Raw genomic sequence first — 23,969 nt, 5'->3', positions numbered from 1 at the left:
TTAAAAAAGTCGGCTCTTTGATTAGAGCCGACTTTTTTTGTTTGAGATAAGAAATAATAATCATTGATGATTATTTTTATTTCAAGCTGACTGTTTTAAAAATGCAAAGCAAAACCAATATTTAACTGCAAGCTATTATCATAATACTGTTTATGAGTAGCTATGTTGTATCGAATTCCAGGCTCGATACTTATATTTTTACCCAAAAAGAGTGCATAACCAATCTGTGTGCCAACGTATGTAGGATTAGCATCTGCAGATCCAAAACCAACTCCATTATAAGAAAGCTCGATAGGAATCATTGTTTTCAAATAGTATTTAGCTCCTATTTTATAAGCAATCGGTTCTCCATTTCCATCTATTTCACCGTAGCCTAATCCTAATTTAAGTGCCAGATTATCTTTGATAAAATAACCTCCTTCAGCTCCAATGTTGTAGGAAGTGATCCCGTCCGAAGAACTAAAATGCATTGCGGTAGTTCCTACGTTTCTACCAAAGCCAGTGTTGGCCTCAATAAGCCATTTTCCTTTTGATACTTGACCTTCTTTGGCTTGACCATTGGCAAAGGCAAAAGCAAATAAGGCTAAGATCGATACAATAATTTTTTTCATATTGATTTGTTTTTTGTTCAACCAAAAATAGGTTTAAAATTGATTAACGTATGAATTTTATGACTTATTTAACCTTGTAGATTGTTGGTACAAGTTTTTAGTCTTAGGAAAGTACTTAAAAGGGCAAATAGGCATAAAAAAAAGGAACTCCATTACGAAGTTCCTTTTTATATTCTGATATAAAATAAATTACTCTTTCAATCTACACGCTTTAGTATCTCCATCAACAACTACTTCAGTCAATCCCAAAGAAGATAAGTTTTTCATGGCTTTGTCCCATTTTTTACCACTCAATCCAGAATTAATTTTAAGTAGACCAAATTCCATTTGGTTATTGTTAGTTTGCAATAACACAACAATCAATTTCTCGTCGTCTTCTAATTCAATTTTAACTTGTTTTTTCTCAGGACGCATTTGTGGAAACAATAATACTTCTTGGATAGATGAATTATTGGTTAAAAACATCATCAAACGGTCCATTCCAATTCCTAATCCAGATGTTGGTGGCATTCCGTATTCTAAAGCTCTCAAAAAATCCTCATCGATAATTCCAGTTGCTTCATCATCTCCTTTTTCAGACAAGCGCATTTGCTCTTCAAAACGCTCTCTTTGATCAATTGGGTCATTTAATTCGGAGTAGGCATTTGCCACTTCTTTACCGCAAACCATTAACTCAAAACGTTCTGTCAATTCTGGATTGTCGCGGTGTTGCTTGCATAGCGGAGACATTTCCTTTGGATAATCCGTGATGAAAGTAGGCTGAATATAATTCCCTTCGCATTTAGCGCCAAAAATTTCATCAATTAATTTTCCCTTACCCATGGTTTTATCCACGTCAATTCCCATTCCTCTTGCAGCATCAAATAATTCTGCTTCGTTTTTTCCTGAAATATCAAAGCCAGTAAAATGCTTAATAGAATCTGTCATTGTAACTCTTGCATACGGAGCTTTGAAGTTCACAGTGTGTTCTCCAAAAGTCGCTTCGCTGGTCCCGTTTACACCAATGGCGCAATGTTCCAATAAGTTTTCGGTGAAATTCATCATCCAGTTGTAGTCTTTGTAGGCTACATATATTTCCATGGCAGTAAACTCCGGGTTGTGCGTTCGGTCCATTCCTTCATTACGGAAATTTTTCGAAAACTCATAAACCCCATCAAAACCACCAACAATTAATCTTTTTAAGTACAACTCATTCGCAATACGCATGTACAATGGCATGTCAAGCGAGTTGTGGTGCGTGATAAAAGGACGCGCAGCAGCACCACCGGGAATCGGTTGCAAAACAGGCGTTTCTACCTCAAGATACCCTTTGTCATTAAAGAAAGAACGCATCGCATTAAACAATTTAGTTCTTTTGATAAAGGTTTCTTTTACGTGATCGTTCACCGTTAAATCCACGTAACGACGACGGTATCTTTGTTCCGGATCAGCAAAAGCATCGTGCGTTTTTCCATCAGCATCCGTTTTTACTACAGGTAGCGGCTTTAGGGCTTTTGCAAGTACCGTCAAACCATAAACATGAACCGAAATTTCACCTACTTGAGTTTTAAAAACCGTACCGCGAACCCCAATAAAATCGCCAATATCCAATAGTTTTTTGAAAACCACATTGTACATAGTTTTCTCCTCATCCGTCGAAATATCATCTCTCGAAACATAGACTTGAATACGTCCTTCAGCATCTTTCAATTCTGCAAACGACGCCTTTCCCATGATACGTTTCCCCATCAAACGACCTGCTAAAACAACTTCTTTTCCTTCGTACTTCTCGAAATCAGCTAAGATTTCGCTGGAATAAGCGGTTGTGATAAATTCGGCTGCCGGATAAGGCTCAATACCTAAATTGCGTAATTCTGTAAGTGCTTCTCTGCGTAATATTTCTTGTTCGGATAATGACATTTTATGCTGATTTTAAGAGCGCAAAGATACTATATAAGTTTTAAAATGTAAAGTTTAAAATTCAAGGTTTTTTGAAGCAGAATATTTTGTTTTTTCAATACGATTTGTCCCGCTATTCGCTCTATCTTTTTTTCTTGTTTGAAAAAAACAAGAGAAAAAGGATGCCGCTGTTATCGGGGCTATTCCACTACTTTTTCTTTTTCAAAATAGCGTGAAAAATAGTACAAATAGTGTATATTTGGAAACCAATAAATACTCTAAATTACCAAATGAAAAAATACGCCTTACTACTTTTAGTGTTATTTTTAACCAGTTGCCAAGTCACAGAAACCATTCATTTAAACCAAGATGGAACCGGAAAAATTGAAATTAATGAGTTGAGAGACGAGCATAGTTATATGCAATTAATGGGTGAAAACTACTCCAAAGAAGAAGTTTTTAGAGATACGACTTATGTTTTTCAGGATTTGATAACGAAACATTCCGAGACGTTTTCCAGATTACCAGCATCCGAAAAAGCTATTTTTCAAAAATTTGCTGCGGTAAAAGTACATATCAAGAAAAGTTCATTTGAGAAAGAATTTCGTACAACAATCACGCAAAATTTTATTAAAATAGAGCAAGTCGCCGATCTATATAAAACGGAAGAATACGCTGATGACATCGAAAATAATTATGCATTGGCTGCCGAAGAACATTATTATAGCGTGAACTATGTTTTTGACGGAAGTGTTTTCAGGAGAATAGTGAAAATTACTGATCCGATAGAATTAAAGAAACAGCAGGATAAAATTGAAGGATATAAAACGCAGGTTTCTAAATTCAAAATCACACAGCCTTTTGTTCTAAAATATCATTTCCCAAAGAAAATAAAGTCCGTATCAAATCCGAATGCAAAAATTAGTGAAGACAAGAAATCACTGGAAGTGCAATTTCTTATAACGGATTGTTTGGTGAATCCGGAAAGCACTAATCTGGAAGTTATTTTAGAGTAATTCATTCGAAGCTTTTCTACTCATTAAGTTCTCTTAAAAACTTTGTACCTTTGCCGCTCTTAACCGTTGCATCTTTCAAGAATGAATAAAAATATCCAACTTCAAGATTTAGGAACTAAAGATTACAAAGAAACTTGGGAATATCAAGAGGAATTGTTCAAAGGAATCGTTGACTTGAAAATTAGAAATCGCAGAGAAGAACTCGAACTGGAGACTCCAAATTATTTTCTTTTTGTGGAGCATCCGCATGTGTATACCTTAGGGAAAAGCGGTGATTTAAGTAATTTACTGTTATCTGAAAAACAATTGGAAGCCAAAGGAGCTACTTTCTACAAAATCAATCGTGGAGGCGATATTACGTATCACGGACCGGGGCAAATTGTAGGATATCCTATTATAGATTTGGAAAATTTTTTTACTGATATTCATAAATACTTGCGTTTTCTGGAAGAAGCCATTATTCTTACTCTTAATGAATATGGAATAGCTTGCGGCAGAAGCGAAGGTGAAACCGGAGTTTGGTTAGGCGCAGGAACTCCATTTGCCAGAAAAATTTGTGCTATGGGCGTTCGCGCCTCCCGTTGGGTAACCATGCACGGATTTGCTTTAAACGTAAATGCTGATTTGGGTTATTTTGATAATATCATTCCATGTGGGATTCGCGGTAAAGCAGTAACTTCCTTAAACGTCGAACTTGGCGTAGCAAAAGTTAATGAAGAAGAAGTCAAAGAAAAGATTCTGAAACATTTCAGCAATCTGTTCGAAGCGATTATTATTCGATAAATTTTTATTTGTGGGTTTTTTGATTTCCAATAATTTTATAAAAAAATTATTGGGATTAGAGTAAAACTATTCTTTTTGTTTTACTCTGTTTTTGGTCCGTTGTAATTTTTTTAATTCTTTTTTTTTAATTGAAATACAGCGCATCAGGTTATATTCTAGATTTTGAAAACAGCCAATTTTTCATCCTTTTCTATTCTTTTTCAGATTTTTTTGAAGCGGCAAACACTTAGAAAATTGAATCTAGAAAAAAGCCTTTTTTTAGGATTCATAAAACCTCTTTTTTGTATGTTTTTAATCAAAAAAAGATGGGTCGATATTTGGATTTTGCTAAAAAAAGTAAGAACCAAAAAACATGCAAAATATAATGTTAAATTAATAGAGCTAGAAGGCGATGTATAACCAGTAGCTGATTTTATTACGTTTTTTGGTTTTATTGCGAAAAATTTAATTTTGATATCTATAGGAATAATTTTAAAAAAAGGAATAATCATTCTTTTTTTAAGAGTTTGTCCTGATAATTTTTAACCGAATGTTAAATGTAATTTTTGGTTGGTGTTTGATATGGATAGTTTAAGCTTTTATTAAGAATTTTGCTGAATAACTAATTCAAATATTTCAATAATGAGGTTAAAATTTAAATGGATTTATGCGCTTTTAATGGCGTTGTCTCTTCAGTTTGCTTTTGCACAAGAGCGAACTGTTACAGGTGTAGTTTCAGATGCCATTGGATCAATTCCAGGGGTTAATATAGTTATCAAAGGGACAAACAAAAGTGTCCAGAGTGACTTAGATGGTAAATATGCCATAAAAGCTAATGCTGGGGATGTTTTAGTATTTTCGTTTGTAGGAATGCAGGACTTTTCGTCTGTAGTGGGAGCATCTTCAGTTGTTAATGTTAAAATGAAAGAAGAAGGCAAAGTTTTAGAAGAGGTTGTGATTATGGGTTATGTTTCTAAAGGGAAAAATCAAGTAACCGGTAGCGTGAAACAACTTTCAGGAGAGAGCTTAAGAGGAGTTCCTGTTGTGTCTGTTGATCAGGCTTTGCAAGGAAAAGTGGCTGGTTTGCAGATTTCACAATCTTCAGGAACACCGGGTTCAGTTCAAGATATCCGTATTAGAGGTGTGGGTTCCGTTTCGGCAAGTAATCAGCCTTTATATGTAATTGACGGAGTTCCGGTAATCAATTCTAACTTTTCAGGAAGTGATAATGTTTCTACTTTATCTCCTTTGGCTTCTATCAGTAGCAATGATATTGAGAGTATGACCGTATTGAAAGATGCTTCTGCTACATCAGCTTATGGAGCAAGAGGTTCAAATGGTGTAATTATCATTACTACTAAAAAAGGGAAATCAGGAAAAACGGCTTTTAATGTTAATACTTCTGTTGGTTTTCAAAATAATGCTGTAAAAGGACAAACACCTTTAACTGGCGCCGAAAGAAAAGAATTGTACTTAGATGCGGTTTATAATACTTACGGAGCTTCTAAAGGATTTACCAGAAATGGTGCCGAAGGATTTTTATTAGGCACCTCTGAAGGACTTTCTATCGATGATAACTTTGCAGGATTGCAATACTGGAATGGTAAAGAAGGAAATTGGGCAGAAATTTTAAAAAATAAAGATGCCGTTTTGAGAACTTTTGATATCTCTGCAAGTGGAGGTGACGAAAAATCAACTTTTAACCTGTCTTTAGGTTACAATAAAACAGATGCTACCGTGATTGGGTCAGACTTTAAACGTCTTACTGCAAAAATTGGTATGACAAGAAAATTGACTGAGGATGTTAAATTTTCTACAAACAACTCTTTTTCGGATTCAAAGCAATCTGGTGTTCTTGAAGGAGGAGGTTTTTTTGCTAATCCACATTTAGCGCGTTATTTCATGAATCCATGGGTTAACCCATATAATGAAGATGGTTCATTGAATATTGAAGATATAAAAAGTTATACTGGCTTGCCAAATACTTTATATGTTGTTGAAAATAATTTAATCGAAAACAATTTAGCTCGTATTCTCTCAAACAATACATTAGAGTGGAGAATTTCAGACCGTTTTAAATATAAATCTGTTTTTGGGATCGATTACAATCTTGCCACTTACCACCAATACGATAATCCAATTCATGGAGATGGAGCTGATGTAAATGGAGATGCAAGTCAACAAGTTTCTCGTAACTTAAATTTAGTTGCTCAAAACTCGATTAATTACAATTATAGATATAAAGACCATAGTTTTGATGCTACCGCTTTATTTGAATACCAAAAAAACACCTATAATGAATTAGGTGCTTATGGTGAGAACATTGCTTCTGGAGGATTAACATATGTTGATAATGTTGTTTCAAACATAAGTGTTAATGGGAATTACCAAGATTGGTTAAATGTATCTTACTTAGGGTTATTGAATTATAATTATAAAAGTAAATATGTTGTAGACTTCACATATAGAAAAGAAGGTTCTTCTCGTTTTGCACCAACAAGACGTTTTGGAGATTTCTGGTCTGTAGGTTCTGCTTGGAATGCACATAAAGAAGAATTTATGCAAAATTCTATTTTCAATGAATTGAAAGTAAGAGGTTCTGTAGGGACTTCAGGGAATAATGAAATTGATTTGAATCAATATCAAGCGTTACTTGCTTACGATACAAATTATGCAGGTAACCCAACAATATATCCCTCTACTTATGGGAATTTAGATTTGCAATGGGAGAAAAATAGAATGATTGATTTAGGAGTAGATTTTGGAATTTTAAATAATCGCATCTCTGGAAGTATTGGAGTTTATAATAAAAGAACGTTTGATTTATTGCAAGATGTGCCATTATCAAGAACTACTGGTTTTAATTCCTTATCTGCTAACGTAGGTGAGATTGTGAATAAAGGAATTGAAGTAGACTTAACTTTTGCTGCGTTCCAAACTAAAAACTTCAACTGGACTATTTCAGCAAATTATGCTTTGAATCATAATGAAGTAACGAAGTTGGCTAAAGACGCATCAGGAACTGATATTAACATTGCTACCGGGACAAAAATCACTAAAGTAGGTGAAGCAGTAGGAACTTGGAATATGAGAAAATGGGCAGGAGTTAACCCAGACAACGGACTACCTTTGTGGTTCGTAAATGGTGTTGATGGTGCAGTAACTAGCGTTTATAATGAAGCTAAAGTTGCTATTCAGGGAAAATCATTACCAACTTATTCAGGTGGTGTGAGTACCCATTTGGATTACAAGGGATTATTTTTTGATGCTAGTGTTTATTTTGCTGGTGGTAATAAAGTTTTTGAAGACTGGGCCGGTTATACACAAAGTACAGGGCAAAGAACTATTGTTTTTTACAATGGAGTAAATACTTTGTTAGACAGATGGCAAAATCCAGGAGATATTACTGATGTCCCTAAGATGGACTTGACTTCCACCGGTAATAATTCTGCTTCATCTTCAACTCGTTTCTTATACGATGGAGATTATATCAGAATTAAGGATTTAGTAATAGGTTATTCTTTTGATAAAGAATTGGTAGAAAGAATGAGTTTGGATGGTTTGACTTTGTCTCTTAGAGGATCAAACTTATTCACTTTTGTAAAAGATAGCCGTCTAAAATATGATCCAGAAGTAAGAGCAGATGGTTTTACACGTTTAACTACACCTCCAGTTAAGTCAGTAACATTTGCCGTTAATTTTAAATTTTAAACAATGAAAACAATAATAAAAAGCCTAATGGCGCTGTCATTACTATTTACGGTAATTTCATGTGACGATAAAGATTTAGATCCAACATTAAGTGTCAATAAAGATATTACAACTATAAAATCAGTTAATGATTTGAACTTAGTGATTTCTGGTGCTTATGATAGAATGACTAATAGTTTTTATTATGGTCGTGATATATTAATTTTTGGTGATGTTCGTTCAGATAATGCTTATTCTAATGGAAATTCAGGACGTTTTGTGACTGCAGGTTCAATGGATATGGTAGATTCTGATGCGTACCCTAGAGATACTTTTACACAAATTTATAAGGTAATTGGTAGCTGTAATATTGTAATTAATTCTTCTATAGCAGGTGCTAATGCTACTGAAACAAGCCAAATTAGTTATTATAAAGGTCAGGCGCTTACATTGAGAGCTTTAGCCCATTATGATTTACTTCGTCTTTTTGGTCAACAAAATGTTGATGGAGGAGGACTTACTGCTAAAGGGATTGCTTATATTAGAGAATTTCAAAGTTCTAATTTGAGCCCTTCAAGAAATACTGTAGGTGAAGTTAAAGATTTTATTTATGCTGATCTAGATCAAGCATTATCTTTAATGAATGCTGATTTAGATGATTCTAAAGAAACGATAACAACGCCAGCTGTAAATGCTATAAAAGCAAGAGTTGCATTGTATTTTGAAGATTGGACTATTGCTAAAAAGGCATCTAGTGATGCGATGAATACTGCTGCTGCAAACGGATCCCGTATCGCTCAAGCAAATGAGTTTGTAAATAGCTATACTATGCCAACTCCTGTTAATTCAATTTTTGAATTGGCATTTAGAGATAACGATAATCAATCTATTGATGGTTTGTATAATATTTATGCAGAAACAAATTATGGAGATGTAGCAGTTTTACAAAATTTTAAAAATCAATTTAGTCCTTCTGATGTAAGAGGTAGTGCGGCAATGTTAGCTGTTGATTCAAAAAACAAATTAAGAAATGTAGGGAAGTTTATTTCAAACTCTTCTAATGTTCCTTTAATACGTTTTGAAGAAATGGTTTTGGTAAATGCTGAAGCTTCTTTTATGTTGAATAGCGCTGATCCATCTGTTTTAGTTTCTTTGAATTCAATTGCAAGTAATAGAGGAGCTGATTTATATATTGCAGTTACCAGAAATGATATACTTAATGAGCGTCGTAAAGAGTTAGCTTTTGAAGGATTTAGATTTGATGACTTAGCAAGAACTAAAAAAGATATGCCTATAGTGGATGCGTTAAGACAAACCTATGATGATAAAGGAGCTATCGTTTTTGGAAGCTACAGATATGCATTTCCAATTCCTTTGGTAGAAACAAATGCTAATGCAAATGCTACGCAAAATAAAGGGTACTAAGTCTAATTAATTAGTGCAATTTATAAAAAAGAGGATACTGAAAAGTATCCTCTTTTTTTATTCATTAAAGCGAATCAAAATCCAATTTTGTTTGCTCTGGCAACAATCGAAATGTCATTCTGTGGTATTTCGTAATCCCGTGTTTTCGGATTGCTTCTCGGTGTTCTTTGGTGGGATACCCTTTGTTTTGTTTCCAATTATACATGGGGAATTCCTCATGAATGCGGTTCATATATTCATCACGATATGTTTTTGCCAAAACCGACGCAGCTGCAATACTCATAAATTTAGAATCACCTTTTACAATACTTGTATTTGGAATCGAATTAAGAATTTCGAGTTCAGCATCAGTAAAAATTTTTCCTCCACGATTTTTAATTCCGCCTTTAGGAATGAACGGACTATTTCCGTCTACTATAATATGAAGCGGTCTCGGATCCAGTTTTAAAATACTTTCTTGCATTGCTTTTATAGAGGCATTCAGAATATTTATTTCGTCAATAACCAAAGGTTCCAAGTGGGTTACTGCAAATGAAATGCATTCTTGCTCTATAATAGGTCTTAGTTTTTCTCTCGCTTTTTCAGATAATTGCTTACTGTCATTCAGTAACTCATTTTGAAAATTTTCAGGTAATAGGACAGCGGCAGCAGTAACAGGTCCAGCTAGACAACCACGACCGGCTTCATCCGTTCCTGTTTCTAAATATGGTGTTAAAAAGAATGGGCTTAACATTAAATTAATTTTGACAAAAATATAGCTTTATAGAGCATTATTAACGCATGATAAATAGTAAATATCAAAAAAAAATGAGTTTATCTATTAATTTAAGTAGAAACTTTAACAAATGTTAACTTCTTTGTTTGTAAAATAAATTTGTTTCTTTAAGAAATTATTATGATTTTTGTCAAATAACTAATTCAATAAATTAATATGAGATCAAAGTACAAATGGATTATCACGCTTTTTTTAGCGTTATCAATGCAGTTATCGTTTGCTCAAGAGAAAACGGTATCTGGTGTAGTATCTGATGCAGCTGGTTCTATACCAGGAGCTAATGTTGTTGTTAAAGGTACGAATAGAAGTTCGTATACTGATTTTGATGGTAAATATTCCATTAAAGCTAATGTGGGTGAAGTTTTAGTATTCTCTTTTGTAGGTATGAAAGAAATAACTGCTACTGTAGGAGCTTCTGCAACGGTTAATATTAGAATGGAGCAGGATAGTAATACCTTGGAAGAAGTGGTAGTTGTTGGTTATGGAACTCAAAAGAAAAAGAATCTTACTGGTTCAATTTCTCAAATTAAAGGAGAGTCTATAGCAAATTTAGCAACTCCTAGTTTTGAATCTCAATTGGCTGGTAGAGCTGCGGGAGTTCAAATTACTTCTAATTCAGGTGTGTTAGGACAAGCTCCTAGAATCAGAATTAGAGGAATAGGTTCTATTTCTTCTGGAAGTTATCCTTTGGTTGTTGTTGATGGGGTGCCGATTTTTACTGGAGATGTAGGAGGGTATGCTAATACAAATGCTTTAGGGGATATTAATCCAGCTGATATTGAGTCAACAGAGATTTTAAAAGATGGTTCTGCAACCGCTATTTATGGTTCTAGAGCAGCAAACGGGGTAATCTTAATTACAACTAAAAAAGGAAAAGGCGGTAAGTTTAGAGTGAATTATAACACGTACACTGGAGTTGCCTCACCAATTGATTTTTTAGACTTGTTAGGGACTAATGATTTTGTTACAATTCAAAACGAAAAAAGATCAAACAGAGCTGCGTCACCATGGGCTGCTGGAACTAAATTTAATACAGATTGGCAAAAAGCGGTGCTGCGTTCTAATGCTTTTCAAACGGATCATAATTTATCTCTCTCTGGTTCAACGGATAAAACAAACTATTATTTTTCTGTTGGATACAATGAGCAAGAAGGTATTGCAAAATCAAATGACCAAACTAGATATAATATAAGAGCTAATGTAGACCAAAAAGTGAAAAGCTGGTTAAACATTGGTGTAAATGCTGCTTTGTCAAGAACACAGAATAATGGATTGAATATTGGTCAAGGTTCATTATCAGGTTTGATGTTTAATGCTATGCGTCAATTGCCTAATACTGCTATATACGATGCAGCAAATCCAACGGGTTATAACATTGCTGGTGGAAGTGTTGGTCAAGGGGAAAACTTATCAGTTATTGGTAATAATTTACCGAACATTGTTTATGTTTTAGATAATAATATTTACAGATCAAAAGTAGATAGATCTTTAGTGAGTCTGTTTGCTGATTTTAAAATTTTACCTAGTTTAAATTTTAAAACTCAAGGAAGTGTAGATGCAATTGGTACAGAAGGTTTTCAATATTTAAATCCAATTAATGGCGATGGTGCTGGTGTAGCAGGATTAGTTAGAAATAACTTTTCAAACTTAACACGTTGGAATGTTCAAAATATTTTGTCATACAACAAAACCTTTGGTGATGCTCATACTATTGGAGCTACTGCAATTTATGAAGCACAAAAACAAAGAGTGAATTCTTTCTTCGGAGGAGGTAATGGTTTGTCTGATACTTTTTTCAATCAAGGTTTGATTTCAGGTTCTTATGCTACACAAGTATCTGGTGGTTCGATTTCTGAAAACGGAATCATTTCTTACGCAGGGAGATTAACGTATAACTATAAAGAAAAATATTTTCTTCAAGGATCTATACGTAAAGATGGTCTTTCATCATTGCCTTCTGCAAACAAATGGGGTACTTTCCCGGGAGTTTCTGGAGGTTGGAGCGTAAACAAAGAGTCTTTTATGGCACCTTTAGAAAATGTTATTTCTGAATTTAAATTAAGAGCTTCTTATGCTGAAGTTGGTAATACTGATATTGGTAATTATCCGTATTTAGGATTGTACAATAATTCTAAATATGCAGAGTACAATGGTATTGGATATTCTCAGGCTGGTAATAACCAATTAAAATGGGAAACCTCTGAAAAAATTGATTACGGTGTAGATTTAGCTTTTTTTAATAATCGTTTGAAATTTACGTATGATTATTTTATCAACAATCAAGATGGGTTGATTTTAGCTGTGCCTCAGCCATTATCATTAGGTGTTCCAAATAATTCAATATCACAAAATATTGGTTCATTAAAAAATTCTGGTCATGAAATATCTGTTGAAGCATCAGCTGTTAAAACTGAAAACTTTGAATGGACTTTGAATGCTAATTTATCTTTGGTTAAAAGTAAAGTGAACACTTTAGTTAATGGACAGGATATTAATTATGTAGATGCAGATAACTTTAATACTGGAAACAATATATTAAGAGAGGGTGAGTCTCCTTATGCATTATATGGTTTTAAATATTGGGGAGTGAATCCATCTAATGGTAACCCAGTTTATTACAAAGCGGATGGTTCATTAGTTCAAGGAAATATAGATACTCAGGCATACAGAGTTTTTGATCCAAGTAATCCTACAGACGTTTCAGTTGCTTCTTCTTTGAGTACATCTGATAAAAGTATTTTAGGAAATGTGCTTCCTACTTATTTTGGAGCTTTTAATTCTAACATGAGATACAAAGATTTTGATTTAGGCTTTATGTTCCGTTTTAGTGGAGGTAATAAGATTCACAATTCAACAAGACGTGATGCATTGACTATGAATTTCAATAACAACAGTACAGAAATATTAGGAAGATGGCAAAGTGCTGCTAATCCTGGTGATGGCTGGACTCCAAGATTGAGAGATGATAGAGAAACTTTTATCAATTTGAATCAAGCATCAACTCGTTTTGTTGAAGATGGTGACTATATTAAATTGGACAACGTAACTTTAGGTTATAATTTACCGAGAACAGTTTTAGAAAAAATTGGAGTAGATAAATTTAGACTTTTTGTACAAGGTCAAAATCTATTAATTATAACAGACTATAAAGGTTTAGATCCTGAAATGGAAATTAATGGTATTGATTTAAACGGTACTCCAAGATCTAGAATATTCACTCTTGGTCTTAATGTAGGTTTCTAATTTTAAAACGAAAAAAATGAAAAATAAAAATAAATTTTTATCCTTATGGAGCGCTAAAATTGCGGTTCCGTTAATGATGGTCTCACTTTTATTTACTTCATGTAGTGAAGAAAGTACCATAGAGTTAAGTCCTTTTAATAGTGTCTCAGAAAATGTTGCATTTGAGACTCCTGCTTTAATTGATCTTTCAGTAACAGGTATGTATAATGGTGCTCAATTGGGTAACTTTAATGGTGCAGGAGCAAGGGGATATGTTTTTGGAGCGGCTTATGTTCAACAAGGAGATAATAGAGGAGAAGATGTAGTTAACTTAGCAGCATTTTATCAATTAACTTACACAGGTACTTACGATCCTACTACAGCGAATAACGTTTATTATTGGGCTGATGCTTATCGCTTGATTAATAGAACAAATATTGTTATTGAAGGTGTTACAAAAGCAGCTGCAAGCGGAATAATTTCTCAGGAATTAGCTAATGATTATATTGGTCAAGCAAAATTTTTTAGAGCGATTGCGCACAATGAATTGCTAATTTTTTATGCAAGACCTTTCCAAGATAATAATGGGGCTAGTTTAGGTGTTCCTTACAGAGAGATTCCTTATAATACTCCTGCAAATATTGAACTTGGTTTGGCTCAAGGTAGAAATACTGTTGCTGAGTGTTATACTAAAATTCTTAAAGATTTAGATGACGCTGAGACGTTGCTTTTTTCAAAAAGTGCTAGAGCTGGTGCTGCAAAAATTGAAAGAATTACCAAGGAGGCTGCTATAGCTTACAAAACAAGAGTTCATTTGCACATGCGTAACTGGGATGGTGTAATTACAGAAGGTAAAAAATTGGATGGTTTGTATTCAATGACGGCTAATCCAGATACTCCTTTCGCTAGTAACAGTTCAAATACAGAATCTATTTTCTCTATTGCAAATGGTGCTACTAATAATCCTGGTGCAAATGGTGCTTTGGCTAATATGTATCATCCTCCAATTCCTGCTGCCTCTAATGGTCGTGGTTTAGTAGCTATTAGTCCAATTATTTGGAGAGATCCAAGTTGGTTGGCAGATGACAAAAGAAGAGCTGAAGGTACTATGGTTATAACTGGTATTGGAAGTTACTATCCTAATTCTAAATTCACCAAAAAATATAAAGACGGTGTAAACAAAACTGATGCTGCACCAATTATTAGATATGCTGAGGTAGCATTAAATATGGCTGAAGCTTATGCTAGAACTAGCGATGTGACGAATGGTTTGTCAAGATTGAATTCAGTAAGAAACAGGTCTTTGGCTAATCCAACAACACAAGCTTTTACTGCGCTTAGTTTTACTTCAAATGTTCAGTTACTTGGAGCTATTTTAAAAGAAAGAAGAATAGAATTTCTTATGGAAGGTCGCCGTTGGGCAGATATCCATAGATTACAAAAAGATCCATTATTTCCAATTGATGGAGTTCCTGCAAAAGCTGCTAACGGAGGATTTTCAAGTGCTCCAACTGCTTTAACTGCGTACGCATTAGGTACTCCGTACTCAGGAGCTTTGGGTGTCAATGCAATTCCTTACGATAACTTTAAGTTTTTGTGGCCAATACCGCAATTAGAATTGGATTCTAATCCAACGTTAAGAGCACAACAAAACCCTGGTTATTAAATTGTCTATTCCTGAAAAAGTGATACAGGATTAATAATAAATAACAGTATATTTTTTAAACAGTAGTGAACTTATGTTTGCTACTGTTTTTTTTTAGATTCTCATTTTAATTTGATTTTTTTAATTTCATATTTGTACTTCTTTTTTTATTCATAACTCTTAATGATATACCTTTGTTCGATTATAAGATTTAAAATAATTGCTTAATTATATATCCCTACAAATGAGAATTATCTTTCTTTTCTTTTTTTTGCTAATACCAGTAGCTTTTTTTGCTCAAACAAAAAATGACAGAATTATAGAAAAAAACAAACCCCTTAGAATTTCTGATTCTATCGAAAATATAAAAATAGCAACCATCGATCTCTACAAGGTAATCACCATAGAAAACGACACTACTTACATCGATACTTCGCTTACGATTCAAAAAGAATACAGCCACAACTATTTGCGAAAAGACATTTTTGGACTTTTGCCTTTTGCAAATGATGGACAAACTTATAATACGCTGCAATATAGTTTAACGGATTTTTCACCATATCCTGAGTTTGGTTTTAAAGCAAAACATTTTAATTTTTTAGAAGCGAATCAGATAAGATATTATTCTGTTGCGACACCCGTTACCGAACTGTATTTTAAAACTACTGTCAGAAAAGGGCAATCTGTCGATGCTTTTATTACAGTAAATACTTCTGAAAATCTTAATTTTTCGATAGCTTACAAAGGATTGCGGTCAGAGGGTGAGTATATCAATCAATTGTCTAGTACCGGTAATTTTAGATTCACCACAAATTACAACACTAAAAATAAACGCTATTTTGCTAAAGCACATTACACTTTTCAAGATATTTTGAATGAGGAAAACGGAGGAATCACAACTATTGAAGATTTTGAAAGCGAGGATCCTAACTATAATAACCGACAACGATTTGAAGTGTATTTTAATGATGCCAAATCCTTTCTAAAAGGGAAAAGAATTTTTCTGGATCACAATTTTAGAATTAATCCTAAAAAGGGCGATAATAATTTGTACTTGACGCATCAATTTAATTACGAGAATAAGTTTTTTGAATACAATCAGGCAACAGTCCCATCAACAGTTGGTTCGGAGACAGTTTTCCGTTTTGGAGAATCTTATTTGGATAGTGGTATAAATGATCAAACTCGTTATAATAAAATGTATAACAAAGTAGGATTGATATATGAGAATACTACTTTGGGTACTTTCCAGTTTTTTATAGATGATTTCAGATCAAACTATTATTACAATCAAATCCTTATTTTTGATGACCGTACCATACCGAGTTCTTTCAGTCAGGAAATCAATAGCGCTGGTGGGCAGTATGAATATCGACGCAATAAATGGAATGGTAAATTTTTATACTCCAGATCGGTAACGGCACAATCGCTGTCTAATTTAGATGCTAAATTACAATACGAACTGAATGATGAAATCCAACTTGCATTTCAGTACCAAAATATAAATAAACTGCCAAATAATAATTATAATTTGCACCAAAGCAGTTTTGTACAATACAATTGGTCAAATGATTTTAAAAACGAAAAAATTAATACAATCAAAGCAAATGCTATTTCCCCTTGGGTTGATGCCGAGGTACAATTTTCAGTTTTCAAGGATCATTTGTATTTTAATAACATTTCAAATTCAGAGCAAATCCTTGCCAAAACCCAAATTGTGGCTCCATCACAATACGATGGAACTATAAATTATTTATCGATTAAAATCAGCAGAGAGTTAAAATTTGGAAATTTTGCTTTGGACAATACAATTTTATATCAAAAAACGGAACAAGACGAAGCTATTTTGAATGTTCCTGAAATTGTCACCCGAAATACGTTTTATTATTCCAATTATTTGTTTAAAAAAGCGCTATTCCTACAAACCGGGATTTCACTGAATTATTTTTCTAAGTATTATGCTAATGATTATAATCCTGTAATAGGAGAGTTTTTTGTTCAAAATGATAAACAAATTGGGAATCATCCAAACCTAGATTTTTTCATCAATGCAAAAGTGCAGCGAACAAGGATTTATTTCAAGGTGGAACATTTTAATTCGGCTCTTATGGGGAATAATTTTTATGCGTCACCCAATAATCCATCGCGTGATTTTACGATTCGATTTGGTTTGATTTGGAACTTCTTCAATTAATTTCTTCTTAGAATTATAGGGTACCAATTATGTTTTCTTGGGCGTTTTATCGTGCTATCCGCTTTATCTTTCCTTGCTTAAGGGAGGCAAAGAAAGGATATCGCTTTTATCACGAACGCAAAATTCCGTAAACAAGAATATTTTATAACAAAATACTATCTTTGCAGCAGTATTTACAACAAATCACAATCTTAAAATAAAACTATAATGCGCTACGCAGAAAATATATTAGGCACAATAGGCAATACTCCTTTAGTAAAACTTAATAAAGTAACTTCCGAAGTAGAGGCTTTGGTTCTTGCAAAAGTCGAAACGTTCAATCCTGGAAATTCCGTTAAAGACAGAATGGCCGTAAAAATGATTGCAGATGCTGAGGCTGATGGACGATTAAAGCCAGGCGGAACAATCATTGAAGGGACTTCGGGAAATACCGGAATGGGATTGGCATTAGTAGCCATCATAAAAGGTTACAAACTGATTTGTGTGATTTCAGACAAACAGTCTAAAGAAAAAATGGATATTCTTCGTGCCGTTGGAGCAAAAGTTGTAGTTTGTCCCACGGATGTAGAACCAACAGATCCACGTTCCTATTATTCGGTTTCTAAATGTTTAGCAACGGAAACGCCTAATTCTTGGTATGTAAATCAGTATGATAATCCTTCAAATGCAATAGCGCATTACGAGCAAACAGGTCCTGAAATTTGGGAACAAACGGAAGGTAAGATTACTCATTTTGTAGTAGGAGTAGGGACTGGAGGGACAATCTCAGGAGTAGCAAAATACCTGAAAGAGAAAAATCCAAATATTAAAATATGGGGAATTGACACCTATGGTTCTGTGTTTAAAAAATACCACGAAACGGGGATTTTTGACGAAAATGAAATCTATTCCTATATCACCGAAGGAATTGGAGAAGATATTTTGCCAAAAAATGTTGATTTCTCTCTAATTGACGGTTTTACAAAGGTGACGGACAAAGATGCTGCGGTCTATACACGTAAAATTGCACTTGAAGAGGGAATATTTGTTGGGAATTCAGCTGGAGCAGCAATTAAAGGATTGTTGCAACTTAAAGAACATTTTAAACCCGAAGACGTTGTTGTGGTACTTTTTCATGATTCAGGAAGTCGCTATGTAGGTAAAATGTTTAATGATGATTGGATGCGCGAACGTGGTTTTCTGGAAGAAGAAATCACAAAAGCGGAGGATGTTATCAAAGACCATATCGATAAACCATTAATTGTGGTTCGTACCGAAGAGTTAGTTTCGCATGCCATAGAAAGAATGCGTAAATACAAAATTTCTCAAATTCCGGTGATTGATATTACAGGATTTGTAGGTTCTGTTGATGAAAGTGATTTGTTTCAAAGTTATGTAGCTGATAAAGATGTAGCTGACAAACCGATTAAAGAGGTGATGGGGAAACCTTTTCCAATTGTGAAACACGGAACACCTATTGAAGAAGTTTCTAAATTATTCACTAAAGAAAATGAAGCTGTTCTAGTGGAATTAGAAAATGGAAGTCATCATATTATCACCAAATATGATATTATTGGTTCAATAAAATAAGCTTAAAAGTGCAAGTTATTTCCTAACTATACTCCTGCAAGATTCGAAAAACCTTGCAGGTTTTTTGGTTTAATTAGTTTGTTGTTGTAAAAATTTTGGAGACTAAAATTTGCAACAAGAAATAAAAAGAAAGTTATCGAATGCTTTGAACTTGTATAATTGACAGTACTTTTGTAAATTTAATATCTAAAAATACCAACCTTAAAATCGTAAAAAAAATTGACCTTTACTGCTATAGATTTTGAAACCGCAATTGGATATCATCCCTGTTCTGTAGGTATCGTAACCGTAGAAAACGGAATAATTGTCGACGAGTTTGTTACCTTGATTAAACCACCAAATAATTTATACTCTCCTTTTACCATTCAAGTGCATGGGATATATCCTCGCGATACAGTAAATGCTAAATCATTTGCTCAAGTGTATCCTGAAATTCAAAAAAGACTCCAAAATAGAGTAGTAGTGGCGCACAATGAAAGTTTTGATAGGAATGTTTTGGCGAAATCAATGGCGCTTTATAATTTAGATTACGCTGATTTGAATATCGCTTCTCGATGGGAATGTACCGTTAAAATCTACAAAGCTAAAGGATTGAAGCCAACCAAATTGAGTGATTGTTGCCGAGAAATGAATATTTCATTGAATCATCACGAAGCTTTATCGGATGCTCGAGCTTGTGCCAAATTGTACCTGATGAAATAAAAACATTTATATTTTCCAATTTCGCTACTCTCTTTAGTGAAATTTCTGATTTTTTTTATTTTAGATAATTTGTTATTTCTTTTTTTATTACATTAGTATTCAATCTAATATGGTCAATATGAAAGAAGATTTCCTTCATTATCTCTGGAAATTTAAGAAATTTGATACCTTAAATTTGAAAACCTGCAATGGGGAGGAAATTACAATTATTAATGCTGGACAATATTTAGAACTTGCCGGACCTGATTTTTTTAATGCCCAAATTACTATTGATAAGCAAAAATGGGCTGGAAATGTAGAAATTCATCTTAAATCTTCAGATTGGTACGTGCATCATCACGAAAGAGATGAAACCTACGAAAACGTGATTCTTCATGTGGTATGGGAACACGACACAGAAATTTTTAGAAAAAATAACACAGAGATTCCTGTTTTGGAACTTAGAAAACATGTTGATGCTTTAACACTATCTAATTATCAATCCTTAGTTTCTCCTAAATCTTGGATTTTCTGTGAAAAGCAAATTCAAGAAATTGATGTATTTGTATTCAAAAATTGGCAAGAACGTTTGTTTTTTGAACGTTTGGAAAGAAAATCAAAACCGATATTTGATTTATTGGAACAAACCAATCAGGATTGGGAAGCGGTGTTATTTTGTCTTTTGGCGAAGAATTTTGGATTAAATACGAATGGTGAGATCTTTTTGAAAATCGCACAAACTATTCCTTTTTCAATTGTGAGAAAAGAAAGTTTCGAGGTCGAGAATCTGGAAGCTTTGATTTTTGGAACCGCTGGATTATTGGATTTTAATAAAGAAGATAATTATTTTAAAGATTTAAAATTCAGGTATTTCTATTTATTGCATAAATATCAATTGGAAAAAAGTTGCATTGAACCGGTTCAGTTTTTCAAGCATCGTCCGGATAATTTCCCAACGATTCGGCTTTCCCAGTTGGCCAACTTATACCATAATCAGCAGAATTTATTCTCAAAAATAAGTGCCATAAATTCTTTGAAAAGCTGTTATGATTTGTTTCAGGTTTCAGTTTCTGAATATTGGTTTAATCATTATCAATTTGATAAAGAAAGCCCAAATAAAAGGAAATCCCTTGCTAAATCTTTCATTGATTTGATTGTCATAAATACCATAATTCCGTTACAATTTGCTTTTGCAAAAAGTCAGGGAAAAGAAATTTCTGAGGATTTGATTCAACTCTTAAATGAAGTTACACCAGAAAAAAATGCTATTATTGATAAGTTTAATTCTTTCGGAATTGTTTCAAAAAGTGCGTTTGAGACACAATCATTGCTGCAACTCAAGAATGAATATTGTAACAAAAGTAAATGTTTGGAGTGTAGTGTTGGAATAGAATTACTGAAAAAACAATTAGTGGTTTAGCAAAGGCATCAACTGGATAATTTTGTAATTTTGCACATAACTAATAATTTTTTAAAATGTCAGTAATCATAAAGCTCAAGTTTTTTTTTGAGAAACACGGTTTTCATGTTTCCTCGCGTTTGGCGGATACTTTGGGAATGCGTGCCAGTAGTGTCCGACTTTTTTTTATTTATTTATCGTTTGTTACGGCTGGATTGTGGTTTGCCGTTTATTTAACGCTTGCATTCTGGATTCGATTAAAGGATTTGATTCGGGCAAAACGTACATCTGTTTTTGATTTGTAAAAATCTTTAAATAGAAAAAGGGATTATAAAGCAGTTGAAATGCTTTATAATCCCTTTTTTGATTATGATATATGAATCTATTTATCCGGATTATTCAATTTACTATTTTTCCTTCCATAGATAAAATAGATAGCTACTCCTAATGCCATCCAGATTATTAACCTAGCCCAACTTTCATTAGGTAACGAATACATTAATGCCAAACAGATTAATATTCCTGCAATGGGAACATAAGGAACGAATGGCGTTTTGAATGATCTTGGTGCATCGGGCATTTTTTTACGCATTACCAATACTCCAATACATACTAATACAAACGCTAATAATGTTCCGATACTTACCATATGTCCTAAATCACTTACGGGTACGAAACCTGCAAAAAGACTCACGAATACCATGAAGAAAAGATTTGTTTTCCATGGTGTTCTGAATTTTGAGTGAATGTCACTAAAGAATGAAGGCAATAAACCATCTTTACTCATGGTGTAAAAAACACGACTTTGTCCCATTAACATCACCAACATTACAGAAGTATATCCCGCTAAAATAGCCACGATTAAACCAGTTTGTAAAAAAGTATAACCAGTTCTTGCAAATGCTGTTGCTGCTGGTTTAGCATCTCCTGCAAATTCATTATAAGGTACAAGTCCAGTCATTACATGCGCAAATAAGACATATAATATTGTACAGATTACTAATGATCCTAAAATACCAATTGGCATTCCTTTTTGTGGGTTTTTTGCTTCTTGTGCAGCTGTAGAAACAGCGTCAAAACCAATGAAGGCAAAGAAAACAGTTCCAGCACCAGCGGCAATTCCTGACCATCCAAACTCTCCAAAAACACCTGTGTTCTCAGGGATATACGGAGTGTAATTTGCAGTGTCAATAAAGCTCCAGCCTAAAACGATAAACATGATAACTACGATTACTTTTACTACAACTAAAATGTTGTTTATTGAAGCAGATTCTTTTGTTCCTCTTATTAATAATAGTGATAACATAGAAACAATAAAAATGGCAGGAAGATTTATCATACCACCTTCTATAATAGTTCCATCGCTTAGTTTTAATGTTTCCCAAGGAGAACATATTAAATCATGGGGGAGATGTATGCCGTATTTGTTTAATAATTCAAGTAAATAACGAGACCAACTCACTCCAACTGTTGCGGCTCCTAGTGCATATTCAAGGACTAAATCCCAACCGATGATCCAAGCCATAAATTCCCCCATTGTGGCATAGGAGTATGTGTAAGCACTACCTGCTACTGGTATCATGGATGCAAACTCAGCATAGCAAAGCCCTGCAAAAGCACATCCTACAGCGGCTAAAATAAATGAAAGTGTAACTGCCGGACCAGCATGTTCTGCAGCAGCAATACCCGTTAACGAGAATAATCCTGCTCCAATAATTGCTCCAACTCCAAGTGCTACTAATGAACGTGAAGACAAAGTCCTTTTTAATCCTTTTTCAGATTCTGATGCTTCATTTAGCAATACCGAAAGTGGTTTAGTTTTCCAAATTGACATGGGTTATATGGTTTTGTTTGTTATTAAGCTCCAAATGTATTGTTTTTTATAAAAAATAAAAACAATAATTGAATTTTAAGTTGTAAAAAATGATGCATTGCCCTTTTTAATATTGATTTCGTATAAAAAGGGTCTATTGAAAATGTTAATTTTCATTTGAAATATTTTTATTTTCAAAGTTATTTTATCTTAATTTTATTTCTAATTTTAGACTCATAATTTCAACGTGCAAATCCATCAATACAATATGAGTTTCAAAACGATTCAAAGTTATTTTAAATTCACCAAGGAACAACGCACAGGTATTTTCTTTTTGTTTCTAGTTATTGTCGTAATGCAACTCGTATGTTTTTTTGTTGATTTTAGCGCTGTGAGTAAAGAATATCCTGAGAAACAAAAATGGCTTTCTCTCCAGTCTGAAATGGATTCTCTTAAAATGGATGCTAAAAATAGCAAACCGAAAATATATCTTTTCAACCCTAATTTTATAACGGATTATAAAGGGTATAAGCTTGGAATGTCTGTTCAGGAAATTGATCGTTTGCTGGCTTTTAGAAAAGAGAACAAGTATGTAAATTCGCCTAAGGAATTTCAAAATGTGACAAAAGTCTCAGATTCCCTGCTACATGTCATGGCTCCTTATTTTAAATTTCCGGATTGGGTAAATAATAAAAAATACAATACTAAATTTAAAGAATATACATCGTATCAAAATCAGGCTTTCGCCAAAAAAGAAAAAATTGTTCTTATTGATATAAATCAGGCTACGAAAGAGGATTTAGTAAAAATCTATGGGATTGGCGATGCTATTTCTATCCGGATTTTAAAGCAAAAAGAACTTTTGGGAGGATTTGTTTCCATGGAGCAAATGAAAGAGGTTTGGGGATTATCTCCCGAAGTAATCGAAAATTTGAATACTCATTTCAAAGTTTCAATTGTTCCTGACTTTAAGAAAATTGATATTAATAACGCGTCTTTAAAGGAACTTGCTCAATTTTATTATTTCAGATACTCCTTGGCTAAAGAAATAGTAACTTACAGAAGTATGAAAGGAAATATAAAGAATATTGAGGATTTAACAAAAATTAAGGGATTTCCTGTTGATAAAGCAAATTTAATTGGCTTATATTTGGACTTTAATTAGAAGTGTCAAATTTTTGGCTATTGACAGCAATATTATAATGCATTTTAAAATAGATGCATTACTTTTCTATTCACTAATTATTTTAACCGTAAAAAAAAGAAATCTGAGGCATAGCTGTATCATA

The 23,969-nt window shown here is 33.5% G+C and carries 16 protein-coding genes; 12 read left to right on the top strand and 4 right to left on the bottom strand.

Going from position 1 to position 23,969, the window contains the following annotated elements; all coding sequences use genetic code 11:
* Positions 1 to 95: 95 nt before the first annotated feature.
* Positions 96 to 611: a hypothetical protein gene (locus tag DR871_RS01060; protein WP_113665237.1), complete on the bottom strand. Its 516-nt coding sequence runs from the start codon at positions 609 to 611 to the stop codon at positions 96 to 98.
* Positions 612 to 800: 189 nt separating this feature from the next.
* The gene (gene lysS / locus DR871_RS01055; RefSeq protein ID WP_113665238.1) at positions 801 to 2,510 is read right to left on the bottom strand and encodes a lysine--tRNA ligase; all 1,710 of its coding nucleotides are present in this window, start codon (positions 2,508 to 2,510) and stop codon (positions 801 to 803) included.
* A gap of 269 nt (positions 2,511 to 2,779) precedes the next feature.
* Between lysS and DR871_RS01050 the strand changes: the two genes are divergently transcribed.
* The 4 genes from DR871_RS01050 (at position 2,780) to DR871_RS01035 (ending at position 9,382) form a co-directional block, all read left to right on the top strand.
* Positions 2,780 to 3,505 (top strand): hypothetical protein, encoded by a 726-nt coding sequence (locus tag DR871_RS01050; protein WP_113665239.1) that lies wholly within the window; start codon positions 2,780 to 2,782, stop codon positions 3,503 to 3,505.
* Positions 3,506 to 3,586: 81 nt separating this feature from the next.
* Positions 3,587 to 4,288, top strand: a complete 702-nt coding sequence (gene lipB, locus DR871_RS01045) for a lipoyl(octanoyl) transferase LipB (protein ID WP_113665240.1) — start codon at positions 3,587 to 3,589, stop codon at positions 4,286 to 4,288.
* Positions 4,289 to 4,909: 621 nt separating this feature from the next.
* Complete coding sequence (locus DR871_RS01040) at positions 4,910 to 7,978, top strand: SusC/RagA family TonB-linked outer membrane protein (protein WP_113665242.1); 3,069 nt, start codon at positions 4,910 to 4,912, stop codon at positions 7,976 to 7,978.
* A gap of 3 nt (positions 7,979 to 7,981) precedes the next feature.
* Positions 7,982 to 9,382 carry a RagB/SusD family nutrient uptake outer membrane protein gene (locus DR871_RS01035; protein WP_113665243.1) on the top strand — a complete coding sequence of 467 codons (1,401 nt, stop codon included), beginning with the start codon at positions 7,982 to 7,984 and terminating at the stop codon, positions 9,380 to 9,382.
* A gap of 64 nt (positions 9,383 to 9,446) precedes the next feature.
* On the opposite strand, the gene DR871_RS01030 is transcribed toward DR871_RS01035, so the two are convergent.
* Positions 9,447 to 10,115: a ribonuclease HII gene (locus DR871_RS01030; RefSeq protein ID WP_113665244.1), complete on the bottom strand. Its 669-nt coding sequence runs from the start codon at positions 10,113 to 10,115 to the stop codon at positions 9,447 to 9,449.
* A gap of 198 nt (positions 10,116 to 10,313) precedes the next feature.
* Between DR871_RS01030 and DR871_RS01025 the strand changes: the two genes are divergently transcribed.
* From DR871_RS01025 to DR871_RS00995, 7 genes are all read left to right on the top strand, one after another.
* A complete protein-coding gene (locus DR871_RS01025; protein WP_113665245.1) occupies positions 10,314 to 13,400 on the top strand; it encodes a SusC/RagA family TonB-linked outer membrane protein in 3,087 nt (1,028 codons plus the stop codon).
* A gap of 16 nt (positions 13,401 to 13,416) precedes the next feature.
* Positions 13,417 to 15,045 (top strand): RagB/SusD family nutrient uptake outer membrane protein, encoded by a 1,629-nt coding sequence (locus DR871_RS01020; RefSeq protein ID WP_113665246.1) that lies wholly within the window; start codon positions 13,417 to 13,419, stop codon positions 15,043 to 15,045.
* A 223-nt stretch (positions 15,046 to 15,268) separates the two neighbouring features.
* Positions 15,269 to 17,218, top strand: coding sequence for a putative porin (locus DR871_RS01015; protein ID WP_113665247.1), 1,950 nt, complete (start codon positions 15,269 to 15,271; stop codon positions 17,216 to 17,218).
* Positions 17,219 to 17,425: 207 nt separating this feature from the next.
* A complete protein-coding gene (locus DR871_RS01010; protein ID WP_113665248.1) occupies positions 17,426 to 18,787 on the top strand; it encodes a pyridoxal-phosphate dependent enzyme in 1,362 nt (453 codons plus the stop codon).
* Between the two features lie 219 nt (positions 18,788 to 19,006).
* A complete protein-coding gene (locus DR871_RS01005) occupies positions 19,007 to 19,489 on the top strand; it encodes a 3'-5' exonuclease (protein ID WP_113665249.1) in 483 nt (160 codons plus the stop codon).
* 118 nt (positions 19,490 to 19,607) lie between these two features.
* Positions 19,608 to 20,888 carry a DUF2851 family protein gene (locus DR871_RS01000; RefSeq protein ID WP_113665493.1) on the top strand — a complete coding sequence of 427 codons (1,281 nt, stop codon included), beginning with the start codon at positions 19,608 to 19,610 and terminating at the stop codon, positions 20,886 to 20,888.
* A gap of 56 nt (positions 20,889 to 20,944) precedes the next feature.
* On the top strand, positions 20,945 to 21,172 hold the full coding sequence (locus DR871_RS00995; RefSeq protein ID WP_113665250.1) for a PspC domain-containing protein: 228 nt from the start codon (positions 20,945 to 20,947) through the stop codon (positions 21,170 to 21,172).
* 77 nt (positions 21,173 to 21,249) lie between these two features.
* On the opposite strand, the gene DR871_RS00990 is transcribed toward DR871_RS00995, so the two are convergent.
* Positions 21,250 to 22,701: an amino acid permease gene (locus DR871_RS00990; RefSeq protein ID WP_113665251.1), complete on the bottom strand. Its 1,452-nt coding sequence runs from the start codon at positions 22,699 to 22,701 to the stop codon at positions 21,250 to 21,252.
* 247 nt (positions 22,702 to 22,948) lie between these two features.
* Here DR871_RS00990 and DR871_RS00985 point away from each other — a divergent pair, with 247 nt between their 5' ends.
* Complete coding sequence (locus tag DR871_RS00985; protein ID WP_113665252.1) at positions 22,949 to 23,845, top strand: ComEA family DNA-binding protein; 897 nt, start codon at positions 22,949 to 22,951, stop codon at positions 23,843 to 23,845.
* Positions 23,846 to 23,969 lie beyond the last annotated feature (124 nt).

It is taken from the genome of Flavobacterium petrolei, from assembly GCF_003314435.2.
GTDB classification, from domain to species: Bacteria; Bacteroidota; Bacteroidia; order Flavobacteriales; family Flavobacteriaceae; genus Flavobacterium; species Flavobacterium petrolei.
Note: the sequence above shows the minus strand (reverse complement) of the source record. Positions and strands in the feature narration are given on the sequence as shown.

Excerpts from the sequence above, each read along its gene's own strand:
- DR871_RS01060 (WP_113665237.1), bottom strand. The coding sequence starts at position 611 with ATGAAAAAAATTATTGTATCGATCTTAGCCTTATTTGCTTTTGCCTTT.
- lysS (WP_113665238.1), bottom strand. The coding sequence starts at position 2,510 with ATGTCATTATCCGAACAAGAAATATTACGCAGAGAAGCACTTACAGAA.
- DR871_RS01050 (WP_113665239.1), top strand. The coding sequence starts at position 2,780 with ATGAAAAAATACGCCTTACTACTTTTAGTGTTATTTTTAACCAGTTGC.
- lipB (WP_113665240.1), top strand. The coding sequence starts at position 3,587 with ATGAATAAAAATATCCAACTTCAAGATTTAGGAACTAAAGATTACAAA.
- DR871_RS01040 (WP_113665242.1), top strand. The coding sequence starts at position 4,910 with ATGAGGTTAAAATTTAAATGGATTTATGCGCTTTTAATGGCGTTGTCT.
- DR871_RS01035 (WP_113665243.1), top strand. The coding sequence starts at position 7,982 with ATGAAAACAATAATAAAAAGCCTAATGGCGCTGTCATTACTATTTACG.
- DR871_RS01030 (WP_113665244.1), bottom strand. The coding sequence starts at position 10,115 with ATGTTAAGCCCATTCTTTTTAACACCATATTTAGAAACAGGAACGGAT.
- DR871_RS01025 (WP_113665245.1), top strand. The coding sequence starts at position 10,314 with ATGAGATCAAAGTACAAATGGATTATCACGCTTTTTTTAGCGTTATCA.
- DR871_RS01020 (WP_113665246.1), top strand. The coding sequence starts at position 13,417 with ATGAAAAATAAAAATAAATTTTTATCCTTATGGAGCGCTAAAATTGCG.
- DR871_RS01015 (WP_113665247.1), top strand. The coding sequence starts at position 15,269 with ATGAGAATTATCTTTCTTTTCTTTTTTTTGCTAATACCAGTAGCTTTT.
- DR871_RS01010 (WP_113665248.1), top strand. The coding sequence starts at position 17,426 with ATGCGCTACGCAGAAAATATATTAGGCACAATAGGCAATACTCCTTTA.
- DR871_RS01000 (WP_113665493.1), top strand. The coding sequence starts at position 19,608 with ATGAAAGAAGATTTCCTTCATTATCTCTGGAAATTTAAGAAATTTGAT.
- DR871_RS00995 (WP_113665250.1), top strand. The coding sequence starts at position 20,945 with ATGTCAGTAATCATAAAGCTCAAGTTTTTTTTTGAGAAACACGGTTTT.
- DR871_RS00990 (WP_113665251.1), bottom strand. The coding sequence starts at position 22,701 with ATGTCAATTTGGAAAACTAAACCACTTTCGGTATTGCTAAATGAAGCA.
- DR871_RS00985 (WP_113665252.1), top strand. The coding sequence starts at position 22,949 with ATGAGTTTCAAAACGATTCAAAGTTATTTTAAATTCACCAAGGAACAA.